The organism is Vibrio sp. B172a, assembly GCF_030248355.1.
Classification (GTDB): domain Bacteria; phylum Pseudomonadota; class Gammaproteobacteria; order Enterobacterales; family Vibrionaceae; genus Vibrio; species Vibrio owensii.
Map to the genome: position 1 here is coordinate 46,214 of NZ_JAHGAC010000009.1, position 17,252 is coordinate 63,465.

The following is a 17,252-nucleotide window of genomic DNA, read 5'->3' on the forward strand; positions in this document are numbered from 1 at the left end:
GATCTCAGGAAATCCTCGATCTGATCAAGTCATGATCACAAGATATGATCCAAAGAAGATCCATGATCTTGTTGATCATTTTCTAGTTATCCACAGAAACGGTCGATCCTAATAATAGATCCAATAAAAGATCATATATATAGATCTTATATATATAGTCTTAGGGACTAAAATTTGAAAAGCGAGAAAACGATTCTCTCTCACAGAGAAAAAAGGTAAAATACCGCTCTTTTTTATCTGTCCATTAAACCCTTTGAATACCTGAGGTCAGTTCATGCTTTATCACGAAAACTTTGACGTCATTGTTGTCGGTGGCGGACACGCAGGAACGGAAGCCGCGCTCGCATCTGCACGCACAGGACAAAAAACACTCCTTCTTACCCACAACATCGATACATTAGGCCAGATGTCATGTAATCCGGCGATTGGTGGTATCGGTAAAGGTCACTTAGTAAAAGAAGTGGATGCTATGGGCGGTCTGATGGCAGAAGCCATTGACCATGCGGGTATTCAATTCCGAACGCTAAATGCCTCTAAAGGTCCAGCAGTTCGTGCAACTCGCGCGCAGGCGGACCGTGCATTGTACAAGGCGTACGTACGCAACGCGCTAGAAAACGCACCAAACCTAACTCTGTTCCAACAATCGGTTGATGATCTGATAGTGGACCAAGATCGTGTGGTTGGCGTTGTGACTCAAATGGGTCTGAAATTCCACGCAAAAGCGGTGGTTTTAACCGTAGGTACTTTCCTTGGCGGTAAGATCCACATTGGTATGGAAAGCTCTTCAGGCGGTCGCGCTGGGGATCCACCATCGATCGCATTGGCGGATCGATTACGTGAACTTCCATTCCGTGTGGATCGTCTGAAAACGGGCACACCACCACGTATCGATGCTCGCAGTGTCGATTTCTCTGTGTTAGAAGCACAGCACGGTGACAACCCAACACCAGTATTCTCATTCATGGGTAAACGTGAGCATCAGCCGCGTCAAATCCCATGTTTTATTACTCACACCAATGAGCAAACTCATGATGTGATCCGCAATAACCTTGATCGCAGCCCAATGTACGCAGGCGTGATCGAAGGTATTGGTCCGCGCTACTGCCCGTCTATCGAAGACAAAGTGATGCGTTTTGCGGATAAAAACAGTCACCAAATCTTCATTGAGCCAGAAGGCCTAACCACGCACGAGTTATACCCGAATGGTATTTCCACCAGCTTGCCGTTTGACGTGCAAGTACAAATCGTTCGTTCAATGAAAGGTTTTGAAAACGCACACATCGTTCGCCCAGGTTACGCGATTGAGTACGATTTCTTCGACCCACGTGATTTGAAGCAAACTTACGAGACCAAGTTCATCAGCGGTCTGTTCTTTGCGGGTCAAATCAACGGTACAACTGGCTACGAAGAAGCGGCAGCACAAGGTTTGATGGCAGGCTTGAACGCAAGTTTACACAGTCAAGGCAAAGAAGGCTGGAGCCCACGCCGTGACCAAGCTTACATGGGTGTGCTGATTGACGACTTGTCGACCATGGGTACCAAAGAACCGTACCGTATGTTCACATCTCGTGCTGAATACCGTCTGTTGCTGCGTGAAGATAACGCCGATCTACGTTTAACGGAAAAAGGGCGTGAACTAGGTTTGATTGATGATGCTCGTTGGGCACGTTTCAACGAAAAAATCGAGAACATGGAAACCGAGCGTCAACGTCTGAAATCGACGTGGATGAACCCAAATTCTGCAGGTATCGATGAGCTGAACAAGCTATTGAAAACACCAATGGCACGTGAGGCAAGCGGTGAAGATCTTCTTCGTCGTCCAGAGATCTCATACTCACAATTGACGCAATTGGATGCTTTTGCTCCTGCTCTCGAAGATCAACAAGCGTCAGAGCAAGTTGAAATTCAAGTCAAGTACGATGGTTACATCAAGCGTCAGCAAGAAGAGATCGAAAAATCACTGCGCCATGAGCACACTAAGCTCCCTGCGGACTTGGATTACAAAGACGTGAAAGGTCTGTCCAACGAAGTAGTCGCTAAGCTGACAGAAGCAAAACCAGAAAGCATCGGTATTGCATCACGTATTTCTGGTATCACGCCGGCTGCGATTTCGATTCTGCTTGTTCACCTGAAGAAGCATGGCTTGCTGAAAAAAGGTGAGGAAGAGTAATGAGCGCTTTACGCACAAGATTGGATGCTCTGATCGCCCAGACTGATTTGGAAGTGTCTGAAAAACAACGCGAGCAGTTAGTCGGTTACGTCGAACTGCTCGACAAGTGGAACAAAGCATACAACCTGACGTCGGTTCGTGACCCACTTGAGATGCTAGTGAAACATATCCTTGATAGCATCGTCGTTAGCACTCACTTACCAGGTGAGCGTTTTATCGATGTTGGCACAGGACCTGGTTTACCAGGTATTCCATTGGCAATCATGAATCCAGAGAAGACCTTCTTCTTGCTCGATAGCCTTGGCAAACGCATCCGCTTTATCAAGCAAGTTGTGCACACGCTAGGGCTGAAAAATGTGACGGCAATTCAAAGTCGCGTCGAAGAATTCCAGCCAGAAGAAAAATTTGATGGCGTTTTGAGTCGAGCTTTTGCTTCAATGACGGACATGGTGGAATGGTGTCATCATCTGCCTAAACAAGATTCTGGGGTGTTCTTGGCTTTGAAAGGTCTTCACCCTAAAGATGAAATAGATCTGCTTCCTGAATGGTGTAGTGTGACGGAGATCATATCTTTAGCTGTTCCTGAGTTGGAAGGTGATCGTCATCTAGTAATCTTATCGCGCAAGGAAAATTAGCGAGGTAATCGTGGGTAAAATTGTAGCAATCGCCAACCAGAAAGGTGGGGTCGGCAAAACAACAACGTGCATTAACTTAGCAGCTTCGATGGCGGCAACAAAGCGCAAGGTTTTGGTGATCGATCTCGACCCTCAAGGCAATGCTACGATGGCCAGTGGCGTCGACAAGTACATGGTTGACGCGACGGCGTATGATCTTCTGGTTGAAGATACCCCGTTTGATCAAGTGGTTTGTACTGAAACCACAGGGAAATACGATCTGATTGCAGCGAACGGCGACGTCACCGCTGCAGAAATCAAATTGATGGAAGTATTCGCGCGCGAGGTGCGTCTGAAAAACGCCCTTGCGTCAGTTCGCGATAACTATGATTTCATCTTTATTGATTGTCCTCCTTCTCTAAACCTTCTTACAATCAATGCTATGGCCGCAGCCGACTCTGTGCTGGTGCCGATGCAATGTGAATACTTTGCGTTAGAAGGTTTAACTGCTCTTATGGATACAATCAGCAAGTTAGCGGCCGTGGTCAATGAAAACCTCAAAATCGAAGGTTTACTGCGTACCATGTACGATCCACGTAACCGCCTGTCTAATGAAGTATCCGATCAACTTAAAAAACACTTTGGTAGTAAAGTTTACCGTACTGTGATCCCACGTAATGTGCGTTTGGCCGAAGCGCCGAGCCACGGTAAACCTGCAATGTACTATGACAAGTACTCTGCGGGCGCCAAAGCGTATCTTGCTTTAGCGGGCGAAATGCTCCGCCGCGAAGAAATCCCAGTTTAACTCTCTAACCTAAGGAATTCATCCTATGTCTAAGCGTGGTCTAGGAAAAGGACTGGATGCGTTGTTGTCGACCAGTTCGTTGGCTCGTGAAAAACAGCATATTGCATCGCACAGCCAAGCATTGTCGGCAGACGGTGAACTGACTGATTTGGCGATTGGTCAATTGCAGCCTGGTGTTTACCAACCGCGTAAAGATATGGCGCCAGAAGCGCTAGAAGAACTCGCAGCTTCAATTCAATCGCAAGGCATCATTCAGCCGATCGTGGTTCGCCAAGTGGCGAGTGGCCAGTTTGAAATCATCGCTGGTGAACGCCGTTGGCGCGCAGCAAAGCAAGCCGGTCTAAAACGAGTACCTTGTTTGGTGAAAAAGGTCGAAGACCGTGCCGCTATTGCGATGGCGCTTATCGAGAACATTCAACGTGAAGATTTGAATGTGATTGAAGAAGCTCAAGCGCTTGAGCGTCTACAGGATGAATTCACGCTAACGCATCAGCAAGTGGCCGATGTGATTGGCAAATCAAGAACCACTGTTAGTAACCTATTACGTCTAAATCAGTTAGAAATTGATGTAAAAGGTCTGGTTGCAGACAAAAAATTAGAAATGGGTCATGCTCGAGCTCTGTTAGCCTTGGAAAGCGAGCAGCAGGTTGAAGTGGCTCAACAAGTGGCTAAGAAGCAAATGACCGTTCGCCAAACCGAACAGTTAGTAAAAAAGTGCTTAGCCCCACAAAATGAGCAAAAAGCTCAACAAGAAGATACCGAAGCGGAGCAAATGTCGCATAAATTGAGTCAACTGCTTGATGCTAAGGTTTCTTTGGTCCGTTCTGCAAACGGCAAAGCGAAAGTGACGATAAGTCTTGATGAGCCTCACAAATTGGATCAACTGATTGCCAAGCTAGAGGCCTAAATGAGATAATTGATTTAGGTCAATTAATTAAAATAATCGAATTTTGTGTGAAAGTTGTCGGATTGTAAACAAAACTGTAAGTTTTTGATGCAATATAATTGCATTCAATTGTTCGCACCGTATAATTTTCGCCAATTTCCCTGCACAGAGAGTTTAGTGCAAAGTGGATATTACTAGAGGTACGAATACATGGTAGCTGCGTTAGCTAGACCAGGACGAGAGCTCGCAAAGCAATTGTTAATGATCCAGTCTGGCGCGGTTATTTTTGTGGCTGCAGGAATGGCGATAGCCGTGAATCCTGAATGGGGAATTTCAGCGCTGGTAGGTGGAGGCATCTTTGTTGTTGCCAATGCTGTCTTTGCGCTATGTGCTTTTATGTTTAGTGGGGCTCGCGCTGCCAAGCGTATCGCGGCGTCTTTCTACACAGGTGAAGTACTGAAAATCCTCATCACGGTTGTGTTGTTCTACGTAGCCTACATGTATATGCAGGTGGAACTTGTTCCCCTCAAACTAACCTATTTGCTGGTACTAGGTATTAATATCTGTGCACCAGTGCTATTCATTAACAACAAAAAATAGGATGAGTTATGGCTGCGCCAGGTGAAGCGCTAACATCGTCCGGTTACATTGCCCACCACTTATCAAACCTTTCTTTAGCTAAGTTAGGCTTGGTAGCGGATGAAGCAAGTTTCTGGAACGTACATATCGATAGCCTGTTTTTTTCTTGGTTTACTGGTTTAATCTTCCTCGGAATTTTTTACAAAGTAGCGAAGAGAACAACAGCGGGTGTACCGGGTAAGCTTCAGTGTGCTGTAGAAATGATCGTTGAATTTGTCGCGGAAAACGTCAAAGACACGTTCCATGGACGCAACCCACTGATCGCGCCTTTAGCACTGACTATCTTTTGTTGGGTATTTTTGATGAACGTGATGGACTTAGTTCCTATCGACTTCTTACCGTACCCAGCAGAGCATTGGCTAGGTATCCCTTATCTTAAGGTTGTACCGTCTGCTGATGTGAATATCACCATGGCTATGGCTCTAGGCGTTTTCGCATTGATGATCTACTACAGCATCAAAGTGAAAGGTCTAGGTGGATTCGCAAAAGAACTTGCACTACATCCATTCAATCACCCACTGATGATTCCGTTTAACCTACTGATTGAAGTGGTATCGCTACTAGCGAAGCCTCTATCACTTGGTATGCGTCTATTCGGTAACATGTTCGCGGGTGAGGTTGTATTCATTCTTTGTGCGGCAATGCTACCATGGTACTTGCAATGGATGGGTTCACTACCGTGGGCAATCTTCCATATCTTGGTTATTACGATTCAAGCCTTCGTATTCATGATGTTGACAATTGTTTACCTGTCAATGGCACACGAAGACGCTGATCATTAATTTTTTAAGCTTTTTATTTGGGCACTAAGCCAACAACTATAAATTGGAGATAGTAATGGAAACTTTACTGAGCTTTTCTGCAATCGCCGTAGGTATTATCGTCGGTCTTGCTTCTCTTGGTACAGCGATTGGTTTCGCACTACTAGGTGGTAAATTCCTAGAAGGTGCAGCACGTCAACCAGAAATGGCTCCTATGCTACAAGTTAAGATGTTCATCATCGCAGGTCTACTTGATGCGGTTCCAATGATCGGTATCGTAATCGCGCTACTATTCACATTCGCAAACCCATTCGTTGGTCAACTAGGTTAATCACCTTTAACTCGGGACGAGCTCAGGCTTGTCACTGATTAACACTAAGTCCAAATAGAGGGGTAGCTGTTGTGAACATAAACGCAACTCTGCTAGGTCAAGCAATCTCGTTCGCACTATTTGTGTGGTTCTGCATGAAGTATGTATGGCCACCATTGATGCAAGCGATCGAAGAGCGTCAGAAGAAAATTGCTGATGGTCTTCAAGCAGCGGAACGTGCTGCAAAAGACTTGGATCTAGCACAAGCCAACGCTTCTGATCAGATGAAAGAAGCGAAGCGCACAGCAACTGAGATCATCGACCAAGCGAACAAGCGTAAGTCTCAAATTATTGATGAAGCTCGCGAGGAAGCTCAGGCAGAACGCCAGAAAATCCTAGCGCAAGCGGAAGCAGAACTTGAAGCTGAACGTAATCGTGCACGCGATGAGCTGCGCAAACAAGTTGCTACTCTGGCTGTAGCTGGTGCCGAGAAAATCCTTGAGCGTACTATCGATAAAGACGCTCAGAAAGATATTCTCGACAACATTACTGCAAAACTTTAAGTCTGGGGGCGCATATGTCTGATATGACTACAATCGCACGCCCCTATGCTAAAGCAGCTTTTGACTTTGCTGTAGACAAAGACCAATTGGACCAATGGGGCCAAATGTTGTCTTTCGCTACTGAAGTTGCCATAAACGAACAAATGAATGAACTTCTAACGGGTTCTGTTTCTGCTGACAAATTGGCGGAGATTTTTGTTGCAGTTTGCGGTGAACAAGTTGATGCACACGGTCAAAACCTGATTAAGGTTATGGCTGAGAATGGTCGTCTAACGGCCCTTCCTGATGTTTGTGAGCAATTCTTCTTATTGAAGAAAGAGCATGAGAAAGAAATCGATGTTGAAGTCATTTCAGCAAGCGAACTTTCTGATGAACAGCTAGCAAACATTGGCAGCAAACTTGAAGTGCGTCTTGAACGCAAAGTGAAGCTGAATTGCAGCGTAGATGAGACCCTACTTGGTGGGGTTATTATTCGAGCCGGAGACCTAGTCATCGATGACTCAGCGCGAGGTCGTTTGAACCGCCTGAGCGATGCATTGCAGTCTTAATGGGGATTGGAGCATGCAACTTAATTCCACGGAAATTAGCGATCTAATCAAACAGCGTATCGAATCTTTCGACGTTGTTAGTGAAGCTCGCAACGAGGGTACTATCGTATCGGTAAGCGATGGTATCATCCGCATCCACGGCCTAGCGGACGTGATGCAAGGTGAAATGATTGAATTACCGGGTGGCCGTTATGCACTAGCACTTAACCTTGAGCGTGACTCGGTTGGTGCGGTAGTAATGGGTCCATATGCTGACCTTAAGGAAGGCATGAAAGTTACAGGTACTGGCCGCATTCTTGAAGTGCCAGTTGGTCCAGAACTTCTAGGTCGCGTAGTGAACACACTAGGTGAGCCTATCGATGGTAAAGGTCCAATCGAAGCTAAATTGACTTCGCCTGTAGAAGTAATTGCACCAGGTGTAATCGACCGTAAATCGGTAGACCAACCTGTACAAACTGGTTACAAATCAGTTGACTCAATGATCCCAATCGGTCGTGGTCAGCGTGAGCTTGTTATCGGTGACCGTCAGACTGGTAAAACAGCAATGGCGATCGATGCGATTATCAACCAGAAAGACTCTGGTATTTTCTCAATCTACGTAGCAATCGGTCAGAAAGCATCGACTATCGCTAACGTAGTTCGCAAACTAGAAGAGCACGGCGCGCTAGCTAACACTATCGTTGTTGTTGCATCTGCTTCTGAATCTGCAGCGCTACAATACCTAGCGCCATACGCAGGTTGTGCGATGGGTGAATACTTCCGCGATCGCGGTGAAGACGCACTGATTGTTTACGATGATCTATCTAAGCAAGCGGTAGCTTACCGTCAGATCTCTCTACTACTAAAACGTCCACCAGGCCGTGAGGCATTCCCAGGTGACGTATTCTACCTACACTCGCGTCTACTAGAGCGTGCAGCTCGTGTAAACGAAGAGTACGTAGAGCGTTTCACTAATGGTGAAGTGAAAGGTAAGACTGGTTCTCTAACTGCTCTTCCTATCATCGAAACTCAAGCAGGTGACGTTTCAGCATTCGTACCGACTAACGTAATCTCGATTACCGATGGTCAGATCTTCCTACAAACTGAGCTATTCAACGCGGGCGTACGTCCAGCGGTTGACCCAGGTATCTCAGTATCTCGTGTAGGTGGTTCAGCTCAGACGAAAATCATCAAGAAGCTATCTGGCGGTATCCGTACTGCACTAGCTCAGTACCGTGAACTAGCGGCATTTGCACAGTTCTCGTCTGACCTTGATGAAGCGACGAAGAAACAGCTAGACCATGGTCAAAAAGTTACAGAACTAATGAAGCAGAAGCAGTACGCTCCAATGTCTGTATTTGACCAAGCACTAGTAATCTTCGCGGCAGAGCGCGGCTATTTAGCAGATGTTGAACTAAGCAAACTGCTAGATTTCGAAGCGTCTCTACTATCGTACGCTCGCGGTCAATACGCTGAATTCGCAGCTGAGATCGACAAGACGGGTGCATACAACGATGAAGTTGAAGCTCAGTTGAAGAAACTGACTGACGACTTCGTAGCAACCCAAACTTGGTAATTAGGTCGGTGGCAGTTTCTGCCACCAACTAACGGAGAGTAACGATGGCCGGCGCAAAAGAGATACGTAATAAAATCGGTAGTGTTAAAAGCACTCAGAAAATTACGAAAGCGATGGAAATGGTAGCAGCTTCAAAAATGCGTCGTTCTCAAGACGCAATGGAAGCTTCTCGTCCATACGCTGAAACAATGCGTAAAGTGATCGGTCATGTGGCTAATGCAAATCTAGAGTACCGTCATCCGTACCTAGAAGAGCGTGAAGCTAAACGTGTTGGTTACATCATCGTTTCGACAGACCGTGGTCTGTGTGGTGGTTTGAACATTAACGTGTTCAAAAAAGCCGTTACAGACATGCAATCATGGAAAGAGAAAGGTGCTGAAGTTGAACTGGCTGTAATTGGTTCAAAAGCAACAGCTTTCTTCAAACATGGTGGCGCAAAAGTTGCGGCACAGGTTTCTGGTCTGGGCGATAGCCCAAGCCTAGAAGACCTAATCGGTTCTGTTGGCGTAATGCTTAAGAAATACGATGAAGGTGAACTGGATCGTCTATATGTGGTGTTCAACAAGTTTGTGAACACTATGATTCAGCAACCAACGATCGATCAATTGCTACCTTTGCCTAAATCGGACAGCGAAGAGATGCAGCGTGAGCACTCATGGGACTACATCTATGAGCCTGAGCCAAAACCTCTATTAGACACACTTCTAGTGCGTTACGTAGAGTCTCAGGTATACCAAGGTGTGGTTGAGAACCTTGCTTGTGAGCAAGCGGCTCGAATGATTGCGATGAAGGCTGCAACGGATAACGCAACCAACTTGATTGAAGATTTAGAACTTGTGTACAACAAAGCCCGTCAGGCTGCGATCACACAAGAACTATCGGAAATCGTTGGTGGTGCATCTGCGGTTTAAGCTTAGGTAAAACGAAATAGTTTAGAGGATTAACGATGGCTACAGGTAAGATCGTACAGATCATCGGTGCGGTAGTCGACGTAGAGTTCCCACAGAGCGAAGTACCAAGTGTATATGACGCTCTAAACGTTACAGAATCTAAAGAGCGTCTAGTTCTTGAGGTTCAACAACAGCTAGGCGGTGGCGTAGTTCGTTGTATCGTAATGGGTAGCTCTGATGGTTTACGTCGTGGCGTTGAAGTGGTTAACACTGGCGCTCCAATTTCAGTACCAGTAGGTACTAAAACTCTAGGTCGTATCATGAACGTCCTAGGTGACGCGATTGATGAGCGTGGTGAGATCGGTGCAGAAGAGGTTTACTCTATTCACCGCGAAGCACCAAGCTACGAAGAGCAATCAAACGAAACAGCACTTCTAGAAACTGGTGTTAAAGTAATCGACTTGGTTTGTCCATTCGCTAAGGGTGGTAAAATCGGTCTATTCGGTGGTGCAGGTGTAGGTAAGACCGTTAACATGATGGAACTTATCAACAACATCGCACTTCAACACTCAGGTCTATCGGTATTTGCTGGTGTTGGTGAACGTACTCGTGAAGGTAACGATTTCTACTTCGAGATGCAGGAAGCGGGCGTTGTAAACGTTGAGAAGCCTGAAGAATCTAAAGTAGCGATGGTTTACGGTCAGATGAACGAGCCACCAGGTAACCGTCTACGTGTTGCACTGACTGGCCTAACAATGGCAGAACGTTTCCGTGACGAAGGTCGTGACGTACTTCTGTTCGTTGATAACATCTACCGTTACACGCTTGCAGGTACTGAGGTATCAGCACTTCTAGGTCGTATGCCTTCTGCGGTAGGTTACCAGCCAACTCTTGCAGAAGAGATGGGTGTACTACAGGAGCGTATCACGTCAACTAAGCAAGGTTCTATCACGTCTGTACAGGCGGTATACGTACCTGCGGATGACTTGACTGACCCGTCTCCAGCAACAACGTTCGCGCACTTGGATGCAACGGTTGTACTTAACCGTAACATCGCAGCTATGGGTCTATACCCAGCGATCGACCCACTAGATTCGACTTCTCGTCAGCTAGACCCACTAGTAGTTGGTCAAGAGCACTACGACACAGCTCGTGGCGTTCAGCAGACACTTCAGCGCTACAAAGAGCTGAAAGATATCATCGCGATTCTAGGTATGGACGAGCTATCTGAAGAAGATAAGCAAGTTGTATCTCGTGCACGTAAGATTGAGCGTTTCCTAACTCAGCCTTACCACGTAGCGGAAGTATTTACAGGTGACCCAGGCGTTTACGTACCTCTTAAAGAGACACTACGTGGCTTCAAAGGTCTACTAGCTGGTGAATACGATGACATTCCTGAGCAAGCGTTCATGTACTGCGGTACGATTGACGATGCTATCGAGAATGCGAAGAAGCTATAAGGCTAACTAGGAGGCGATATGGCACCAATAACCTTTCACCTAGACGTAGTAAGCGCTGAGAAACGTATTTTCTCTGGTCGCGTAGAAACGTTTCAGGTGACCGGTAGCGAAGGTGAGCTGGGTATTTTCCACGGCCACACTCCGCTGCTGTCCGCTATTAAGCCTGGTATGGTGCGTATTGTGAAACAGCACGGCCACGAAGAGTTCATTTATGTCTCTGGTGGTATGGTCGAAGTTCAGCCTGGTACTGCTACAGTACTGGCTGATACAGCGATTCGTGGTGAAGATCTAGACGCAGCGAAGGCAGAAGAAGCCAAGCGCCGCGCTGAGGAGCAAATCCAGAATCAGCACGGTGATATGGACTTCGCACAAGCGGCCAGTGAACTGGCTAAAGCCATTGCTCAGCTACGAGTTATCGAGCTGACCAAAAAGCGTCGCTAAGCTCAATTAGCAACGTTGCATGAAAAAAGGCGGCCATTTGGTCGCCTTTTTGATTAATTTTAGTTGGAAATTTACATCCCACCATTAACTATTCCTTTCAAGCTGTTTAAAATAACGGCCATTTAAAATAAAACGTCAATAGGTTATCAATGAAATTCAGTGCTGTGATTCTTGCTGCGGGTAAAGGTACCCGTATGTATTCGAACATGCCTAAAGTGCTACACACTTTGGCAGGGAAGCCAATGGCAAAACATGTTATCGATACATGTACAGGTCTTGGCGCACAAAACATCCACCTAGTATATGGTCACGGTGGTGATCAAATGCAGCAAACGCTAGCAGAAGAGCCGGTTAATTGGGTTCTGCAAGCAGAGCAACTAGGTACAGGTCATGCAGTTGATCAAGCCTCTCCAAAGTTTGAAGACGACGAAAAAGTACTGGTGCTTTACGGTGATGTTCCACTGATTTCAGCTGAAACGATTGAAAACCTATTAGATGCACAGCCAACGGGCGGCATTGCATTGTTAACAGTGATGCTAGATAACCCAATGGGCTACGGTCGTATCATTCGTAAAAACGGTCCAGTAGTGGCGATCGTCGAGCAAAAAGATGCGACAGAAGAGCAGAAGCTCATCAAAGAATGTAATACTGGTGTGCTGGTAGCGACAGGTGGTGACCTGAAACGCTGGCTTGCTGGTCTAAACAACGAAAACGCCCAAGGCGAATACTACTTAACAGACGTTATCGCGGCAGCGCACGATGAAGGTCGCGCGGTTGAAGCAGTGCACCCAGTAAACGCGATTGAAGTGGAAGGCGTTAACGACCGTGCTCAACTGGCTCGTCTTGAGCGTGCATTCCAATCAATGCAAGCACAGAAGCTATTAGAACAAGGCGTAATGCTGCGTGACCCAGCACGTTTCGACCTACGTGGTGAACTGCAATGCGGTATGGATTGTGAAATCGATGCGAACGTAATCATCGAAGGCAAAGTATCACTTGGTGATAACGTTGTCATCGGCGCTGGTTGTGTACTGAAAGACTGTGAAATCGACGATAACACCATCGTTCGCCCATACAGCGTAATTGAAGGCGCAACAGTTGGTGAAGAATGTACAGTTGGTCCATTCACACGCCTACGCCCAGGAGCAGAGATGCGTAACGACTCTCACGTGGGTAACTTCGTTGAAGTGAAAAACGCGCGTATCGGTGAAGGTTCTAAAGCGAACCACCTAACTTACCTAGGTGATGCAGAAATCGGCCAACGTACTAACATCGGTGCGGGTACCATCACTTGTAACTACGACGGTGCGAACAAGTTTAAGACCATCATTGGTAACGACGTCTTCGTTGGTTCTGACAGCCAACTTATCGCGCCAGTGACAGTTGCGGATGGTGCAACCATTGGTGCAGGTACTACGTTAACCAAAGATGTCGCTGAGGGTGAGCTTGTGATCTCTCGTGCGAAAGAGCGCAAAATTACCGGTTGGCAGCGTCCAGTTAAGAAGAAGTAAGCTTGATTCGCTTACTTCAAAAGAATAAAAACCAAAGCCGCTCTTGATGAGCGGCTTTGTTGTATCTGGTGCTGTGAAAGAGAGAGTTTAGTGACTTGGGATCGCTATGCGCTTCTCTAGCCAGCGCACCGCTTGAGAGACCAAAATAATCAGCACCAAATACTCTAAGACGAGAAATGTATAGATCTCTAATGGTAAGTACTCATTCACGACTAATTCATTCGCTCGTCTCGTTAAGTCACTTAAACCTATCACGCTGACCAACGAACTCATTTTAAGGATATAAACGAATTGATTCCCCAGCGGCGGTAAGATTTGGCGAAATGCTTGGGGAAGAATCACTAAGCGCATTTTTTGCCAGTAGTTCAACCCGAGTGACTCCGCTGCTTCGTGTTGTCCACGACTGATGGCTTGGATTCCTCCTCTAAAGACTTCCGCCATAAAGGCACTCTCTGCAATGGTTAGCGCAATTACACCTGCCCAAAAGTGGTTTAGGGACATATCGAGTAACGTTGGCATTCCGTAATACACCCATAACAGCAATACCAAGACAGGAATGGAGCGGATCACTTCCACATAAACGCGGTTGATCCACTTGAGCACTGGAGAGTCAGAAAGGGCGGGAAGAGCAATGATCAAACCAATCGTCATCGCAAACAGCATACTGAGCAGTGACACTTGGATCGTGTCATTAAAGCCAGCGATCAGAAACTTGATGTTTGTCAGCCCTTGCTCAGTCGATGGATCAAGAACATACCAGCCCCATTGGTAGTCGGAGCAACCGGTGAGAAAAAGCAATGAAACGAGGCATAGATGTCGATAGTTCACATTTACTCCCTGAACTGACTAAAAAACTTCCTTTGTTGCTGCTATGTTATCAATGAAGCCGTACTAATGGTTAATAATTAAAGGGAATATCTCCTACCGTCATTCTTTTAAGGGAATAGAAAATGAAAAAAACGTTGCTTGCGTTGGGAATGTGTCTGCTCGCGATGGTTCAAGTCGCTCATGCAGAAAGCCGTCTACAAGAGATCTTGGACAAAGGTGTGTTGCGTGTCGGGACGACAGGGGATTGGAACCCGATGACGATGAAAGATCCTGCGACCAATAGTTATCGTGGTTTTGATATCGATGTCACCACTGAGCTTGCTAAAGATCTGGGCGTTAAGGTGGAATACGTTGCGACCGATTGGAAAACACTGGTTAACGGTATCACGGCCAACAAATACGATATTACTGGTAGCGCATCATTGAACATGTCACGTGCAAAAGTAGCAGGTTATAGTCAACCGTATTTCTATCTTGCGTTTGTACCTGTGGTGCAAAAGAAAGACCTAGCAAAATTCTCTGATTGGGCTGATTTCGATAAACCAGATGTGAAAGTAGCGGCAACGCTGGGAACGGTTCAAGAGAAGTTGGTAAAAGACTTCTTTCCATCTGCGCAGCATATTGTGATTGAAGCGCCAGCGCGTGACTTCCAAGAATTGCTAGCTCGCCGTGCCGACGTATCGGTTACATCAAACGTAGAAGCGGCCACGCTGGTGGAGAAGTTTAAACAGTTGGCGATTGTTCCAGTTAAAGAGCCACGTAAACCAACTCCAATTGCGATGCTCTTGCCGCAAGATGACCAAGTATGGATTAACTACATCAACCACTGGGTTGAGCTTAAGAAGACTCAAGGCTTCTTTAAGCAAACGGCTGAAAAATGGGGTTTGAAGAGTATGTAAGCTCTTATTCAACGCTATCCTAGAAAAACAAAGAGCCGCATAGTGCGGCTCTTTGTTTATTGTTTTTTTGACTGAGCTTGCTGGTTTTTTTAGAGCTCGTCTTCACTCACTACGCGAGCGTTGTCCGGAGTTGTAAAGTGCTGAGACAATTCACGGTTAGACAGAATGTAACCCATCCACAGACCACCCATACAAATCACAATCGCAACACCAGTCACCATTTGCGCTTGGCTCGCCATTGCTGCAACCAGTGCGCTTGATAGGCTGCTCACGGTAATCTGTAGACTGTTTTGTAGGCCTGCAGCCGTCGCTGGACTTTGCTGAGCACTTGCTAATGCGCGGTTTACTACGATTGGGTAAAGAGCACCGTTAGCAACTGCAATCAAACAGAATGGTGCTAGGATTGGCCAGATAGAGGTCAGTTGCCATTGTGACGCTGCGAAGATAAGCAGTGCAGCAACACTAAATAGGCCAATCAACTGACGCAGAATCTTTTCATCACCATATTTACGAACGCCAACCTTACCTAAGTAGCCACCAACCATGAAAGCAATAGTTTGTGGGATAAAGCTCAAACCGATGTCTTTTGCTTCATAGCCGAGTTGAGACATGATCTCTGGCATACCAGTTAGGTAAGCAAAGAAAGCCGCAGACGCAGTAGCAAACATAAACACATTACCTAGGTAAGTTTTAGAACCTAGTAGTGATTTTATGTCTGAAGAAATACTTGTTTGTTTCACTTCTACTTTTTCATCTTTTTGCGCCATTGTCGCAACGACAAGCAGTACGCCCATCAGCGTCAATGCAACAAAAATACTGTGCCAACCGAAGTTGTTTGCCAACAACACACCTAGCTGAGGGGCTAGTGCTGGAGACAGTGCTACAAGCGGCATGATAGTGGCAAAGATTTGTTGGCTTTGGCTAGAGTGGCGTTTGATCACCATCGCTTGCCAAATAACGGCTGGGGCACATACACCGATAGCCTGTACAAAGCGCAGTGCTAACAATTGCCACACTTGCTCACTGAATGCGAGACCGAATGAAGCAACAGTAAACAGCGCTAAACCTGCGGCTAGCGTATTACGATGACCAAATTTGTCTGAAGCCAGACCCCACATCAACTGACCAAAAGCCATACCAACAAGAAAGACGGTCAGAGAAAGTGCGATATGTTCAGGACCTGTAGCAAAGTCGATTTCCATCGCTTTGAAGGCTGGTAAGTACATATCGGTGGCGATAAAGCCGAGCATAGATAGGGCTGCTAGATAAACAAGCTGTAGTTTTGATATTTTCATGATTCAACCAATCAAATTATTTAATCATTTTTTGTTCAGTATCAGTTGGCGCCAACCCTGATTTATTTACCTCGCCATTCTATTTTTCGATTTTGAGAAAATAAAACGCTAAAATTGTTGGTTATCAATCAAATTTTTTGAAAGGTCGAAATCATGTTCTCCAAGTCTTCACTGGAAATGCTCGATACCGTTGCTCGTTTGGGGAGTTTTACTGCGGCAGCAGAGGTGCTGCATAAAGTGCCTTCTGCAATCAGTTATGGTGTGCGCCAAGTTGAGCAAGAGTTAGATGTGGTTTTGTTTCGTCGATTACCGAGAAAAGTCGAGCTAACGCCTGCCGGTGAGTTGTTTATCGAAGAGGCACGCTTACTGCTCAGGCAAATGGCGGAAGTGAAAGCGCAAACTCGCCGCGCGGCACATGGTTGGCAATCAACACTCAAGCTCACATTGGATAACGTGGTTAAGCTCGATAAGCTCAAGCCTCTGGTAGAGGATTTCTATCGAGAATTTGAATTTGCAGAGCTGCAAATCAATATGGAAGTGTTTAACGGCTCTTGGGAAGCGATTGCTCAAGGGCGTGCTGATATTGTTGTTGGAGCCACGTCAGCCATCCCGGTAGGTGGTGATTTTGAAGTCAAAGATATGGGGATGTTGGACTGGGCATTTGTAATGTCTCCTGCACATCCTTGTGTTCGCCAACAAACCCTAACAGAAGAGTTTGTCAGTCAATTTCCGGCGATCTGTCTCGATGATACTTCTAACGTGTTGCCAAAACGTCACACAGGGCACTATCCCAAACAGCGACGCTTATTGCTGCCTAACTGGTACAGCGCAATTGAATGTCTAAAAAACGGGGTCGGAGTGGGTTACATGCCACGCCATATTGCGATGCCGCTTATCCATGAAGGCGTGCTGGTGGAAAAAGTTCTGCAGGATGATAAGCCATTGAGTCAATGCTGCTTGGTATGGCGTAAAGACGATAATCACAAGTTGATTCAATGGATGGTGGATTATCTTGGTTCGTCAAGTCAACTACATCGAGATTGGCTACAACATTCATAAAAATGGAAATTGCTTTAA

The 17,252-nt window shown here is 46.2% G+C and carries 18 protein-coding genes; 16 read left to right on the forward strand and 2 right to left on the reverse strand.

Annotation, left to right across the window (positions count from 1 at the left end; genetic code table 11):
- Positions 1-274 precede the first annotated feature (274 nt).
- The 14 genes from mnmG (at position 275) to glmU (ending at position 13,153) form a co-directional block, all read left to right on the forward strand.
- Positions 275-2,170 (forward strand): tRNA uridine-5-carboxymethylaminomethyl(34) synthesis enzyme MnmG, encoded by a 1,896-nt coding sequence (gene mnmG / locus KIT90_RS12830; protein WP_285376989.1) that lies wholly within the window; start codon positions 275-277, stop codon positions 2,168-2,170.
- Positions 2,170-2,805 carry a 16S rRNA (guanine(527)-N(7))-methyltransferase RsmG gene (gene rsmG, locus KIT90_RS12835; protein ID WP_005440819.1) on the forward strand — a complete coding sequence of 212 codons (636 nt, stop codon included), beginning with the start codon at positions 2,170-2,172 and terminating at the stop codon, positions 2,803-2,805. The genes mnmG and rsmG overlap by 1 nt, the downstream gene beginning before the upstream one ends.
- Positions 2,806-2,815: 10 nt before the next feature.
- Positions 2,816-3,589 (forward strand): ParA family protein, encoded by a 774-nt coding sequence (locus tag KIT90_RS12840; protein ID WP_005440815.1) that lies wholly within the window; start codon positions 2,816-2,818, stop codon positions 3,587-3,589.
- Between the two features lie 25 nt (positions 3,590-3,614).
- Positions 3,615-4,496 carry a ParB/RepB/Spo0J family partition protein gene (locus tag KIT90_RS12845; RefSeq protein WP_285376990.1) on the forward strand — a complete coding sequence of 294 codons (882 nt, stop codon included), beginning with the start codon at positions 3,615-3,617 and terminating at the stop codon, positions 4,494-4,496.
- A 189-nt stretch (positions 4,497-4,685) separates the two neighbouring features.
- A complete protein-coding gene (locus tag KIT90_RS12850) occupies positions 4,686-5,075 on the forward strand; it encodes a F0F1 ATP synthase subunit I (RefSeq protein ID WP_005440813.1) in 390 nt (129 codons plus the stop codon).
- A gap of 8 nt (positions 5,076-5,083) precedes the next feature.
- Positions 5,084-5,896, forward strand: a complete 813-nt coding sequence (gene atpB / locus KIT90_RS12855; RefSeq protein ID WP_009708035.1) for a F0F1 ATP synthase subunit A — start codon at positions 5,084-5,086, stop codon at positions 5,894-5,896.
- Between the two features lie 55 nt (positions 5,897-5,951).
- A complete protein-coding gene (gene atpE, locus KIT90_RS12860) occupies positions 5,952-6,206 on the forward strand; it encodes a F0F1 ATP synthase subunit C (RefSeq protein WP_002540812.1) in 255 nt (84 codons plus the stop codon).
- 71 nt (positions 6,207-6,277) lie between these two features.
- Positions 6,278-6,748 carry a F0F1 ATP synthase subunit B gene (atpF, locus tag KIT90_RS12865; protein WP_005451032.1) on the forward strand — a complete coding sequence of 157 codons (471 nt, stop codon included), beginning with the start codon at positions 6,278-6,280 and terminating at the stop codon, positions 6,746-6,748.
- Between the two features lie 14 nt (positions 6,749-6,762).
- A complete protein-coding gene (gene atpH / locus KIT90_RS12870; RefSeq protein ID WP_285376992.1) occupies positions 6,763-7,296 on the forward strand; it encodes a F0F1 ATP synthase subunit delta in 534 nt (177 codons plus the stop codon).
- A gap of 13 nt (positions 7,297-7,309) precedes the next feature.
- Complete coding sequence (gene atpA / locus KIT90_RS12875; protein ID WP_009708033.1) at positions 7,310-8,851, forward strand: F0F1 ATP synthase subunit alpha; 1,542 nt, start codon at positions 7,310-7,312, stop codon at positions 8,849-8,851.
- A gap of 44 nt (positions 8,852-8,895) precedes the next feature.
- Positions 8,896-9,762, forward strand: a complete 867-nt coding sequence (atpG, locus tag KIT90_RS12880) for a F0F1 ATP synthase subunit gamma (protein ID WP_005440806.1) — start codon at positions 8,896-8,898, stop codon at positions 9,760-9,762.
- A 35-nt stretch (positions 9,763-9,797) separates the two neighbouring features.
- The gene (gene atpD, locus KIT90_RS12885) at positions 9,798-11,201 is read left to right on the forward strand and encodes a F0F1 ATP synthase subunit beta (RefSeq protein WP_039840091.1); all 1,404 of its coding nucleotides are present in this window, start codon (positions 9,798-9,800) and stop codon (positions 11,199-11,201) included.
- An 18-nt stretch (positions 11,202-11,219) separates the two neighbouring features.
- Positions 11,220-11,642, forward strand: coding sequence for a F0F1 ATP synthase subunit epsilon (locus tag KIT90_RS12890; protein ID WP_005429758.1), 423 nt, complete (start codon positions 11,220-11,222; stop codon positions 11,640-11,642).
- 149 nt (positions 11,643-11,791) lie between these two features.
- The gene (glmU, locus tag KIT90_RS12895; protein WP_009708032.1) at positions 11,792-13,153 is read left to right on the forward strand and encodes a bifunctional UDP-N-acetylglucosamine diphosphorylase/glucosamine-1-phosphate N-acetyltransferase GlmU; all 1,362 of its coding nucleotides are present in this window, start codon (positions 11,792-11,794) and stop codon (positions 13,151-13,153) included.
- Between the two features lie 87 nt (positions 13,154-13,240).
- On the opposite strand, the gene KIT90_RS12900 is transcribed toward glmU, so the two are convergent.
- On the reverse strand, positions 13,241-13,981 hold the full coding sequence (locus tag KIT90_RS12900) for an amino acid ABC transporter permease (RefSeq protein WP_285376998.1): 741 nt from the start codon (positions 13,979-13,981) through the stop codon (positions 13,241-13,243).
- Positions 13,982-14,103: 122 nt separating this feature from the next.
- On the opposite strand from KIT90_RS12900, the gene KIT90_RS12905 reads away from it, so the two are divergent.
- On the forward strand, positions 14,104-14,880 hold the full coding sequence (locus KIT90_RS12905) for a transporter substrate-binding domain-containing protein (protein ID WP_122068568.1): 777 nt from the start codon (positions 14,104-14,106) through the stop codon (positions 14,878-14,880).
- Between the two features lie 89 nt (positions 14,881-14,969).
- Here KIT90_RS12905 and punC read toward each other — a convergent pair whose 3' ends face one another.
- The gene (punC, locus tag KIT90_RS12910; protein ID WP_285376999.1) at positions 14,970-16,175 is read right to left on the reverse strand and encodes a purine nucleoside transporter PunC; all 1,206 of its coding nucleotides are present in this window, start codon (positions 16,173-16,175) and stop codon (positions 14,970-14,972) included.
- 153 nt (positions 16,176-16,328) lie between these two features.
- Here punC and punR point away from each other — a divergent pair, with 153 nt between their 5' ends.
- Positions 16,329-17,234, forward strand: a complete 906-nt coding sequence (punR, locus tag KIT90_RS12915) for a DNA-binding transcriptional activator PunR (RefSeq protein ID WP_009708028.1) — start codon at positions 16,329-16,331, stop codon at positions 17,232-17,234.
- The last annotated feature ends 18 nt before the right edge of the window (positions 17,235-17,252 follow it).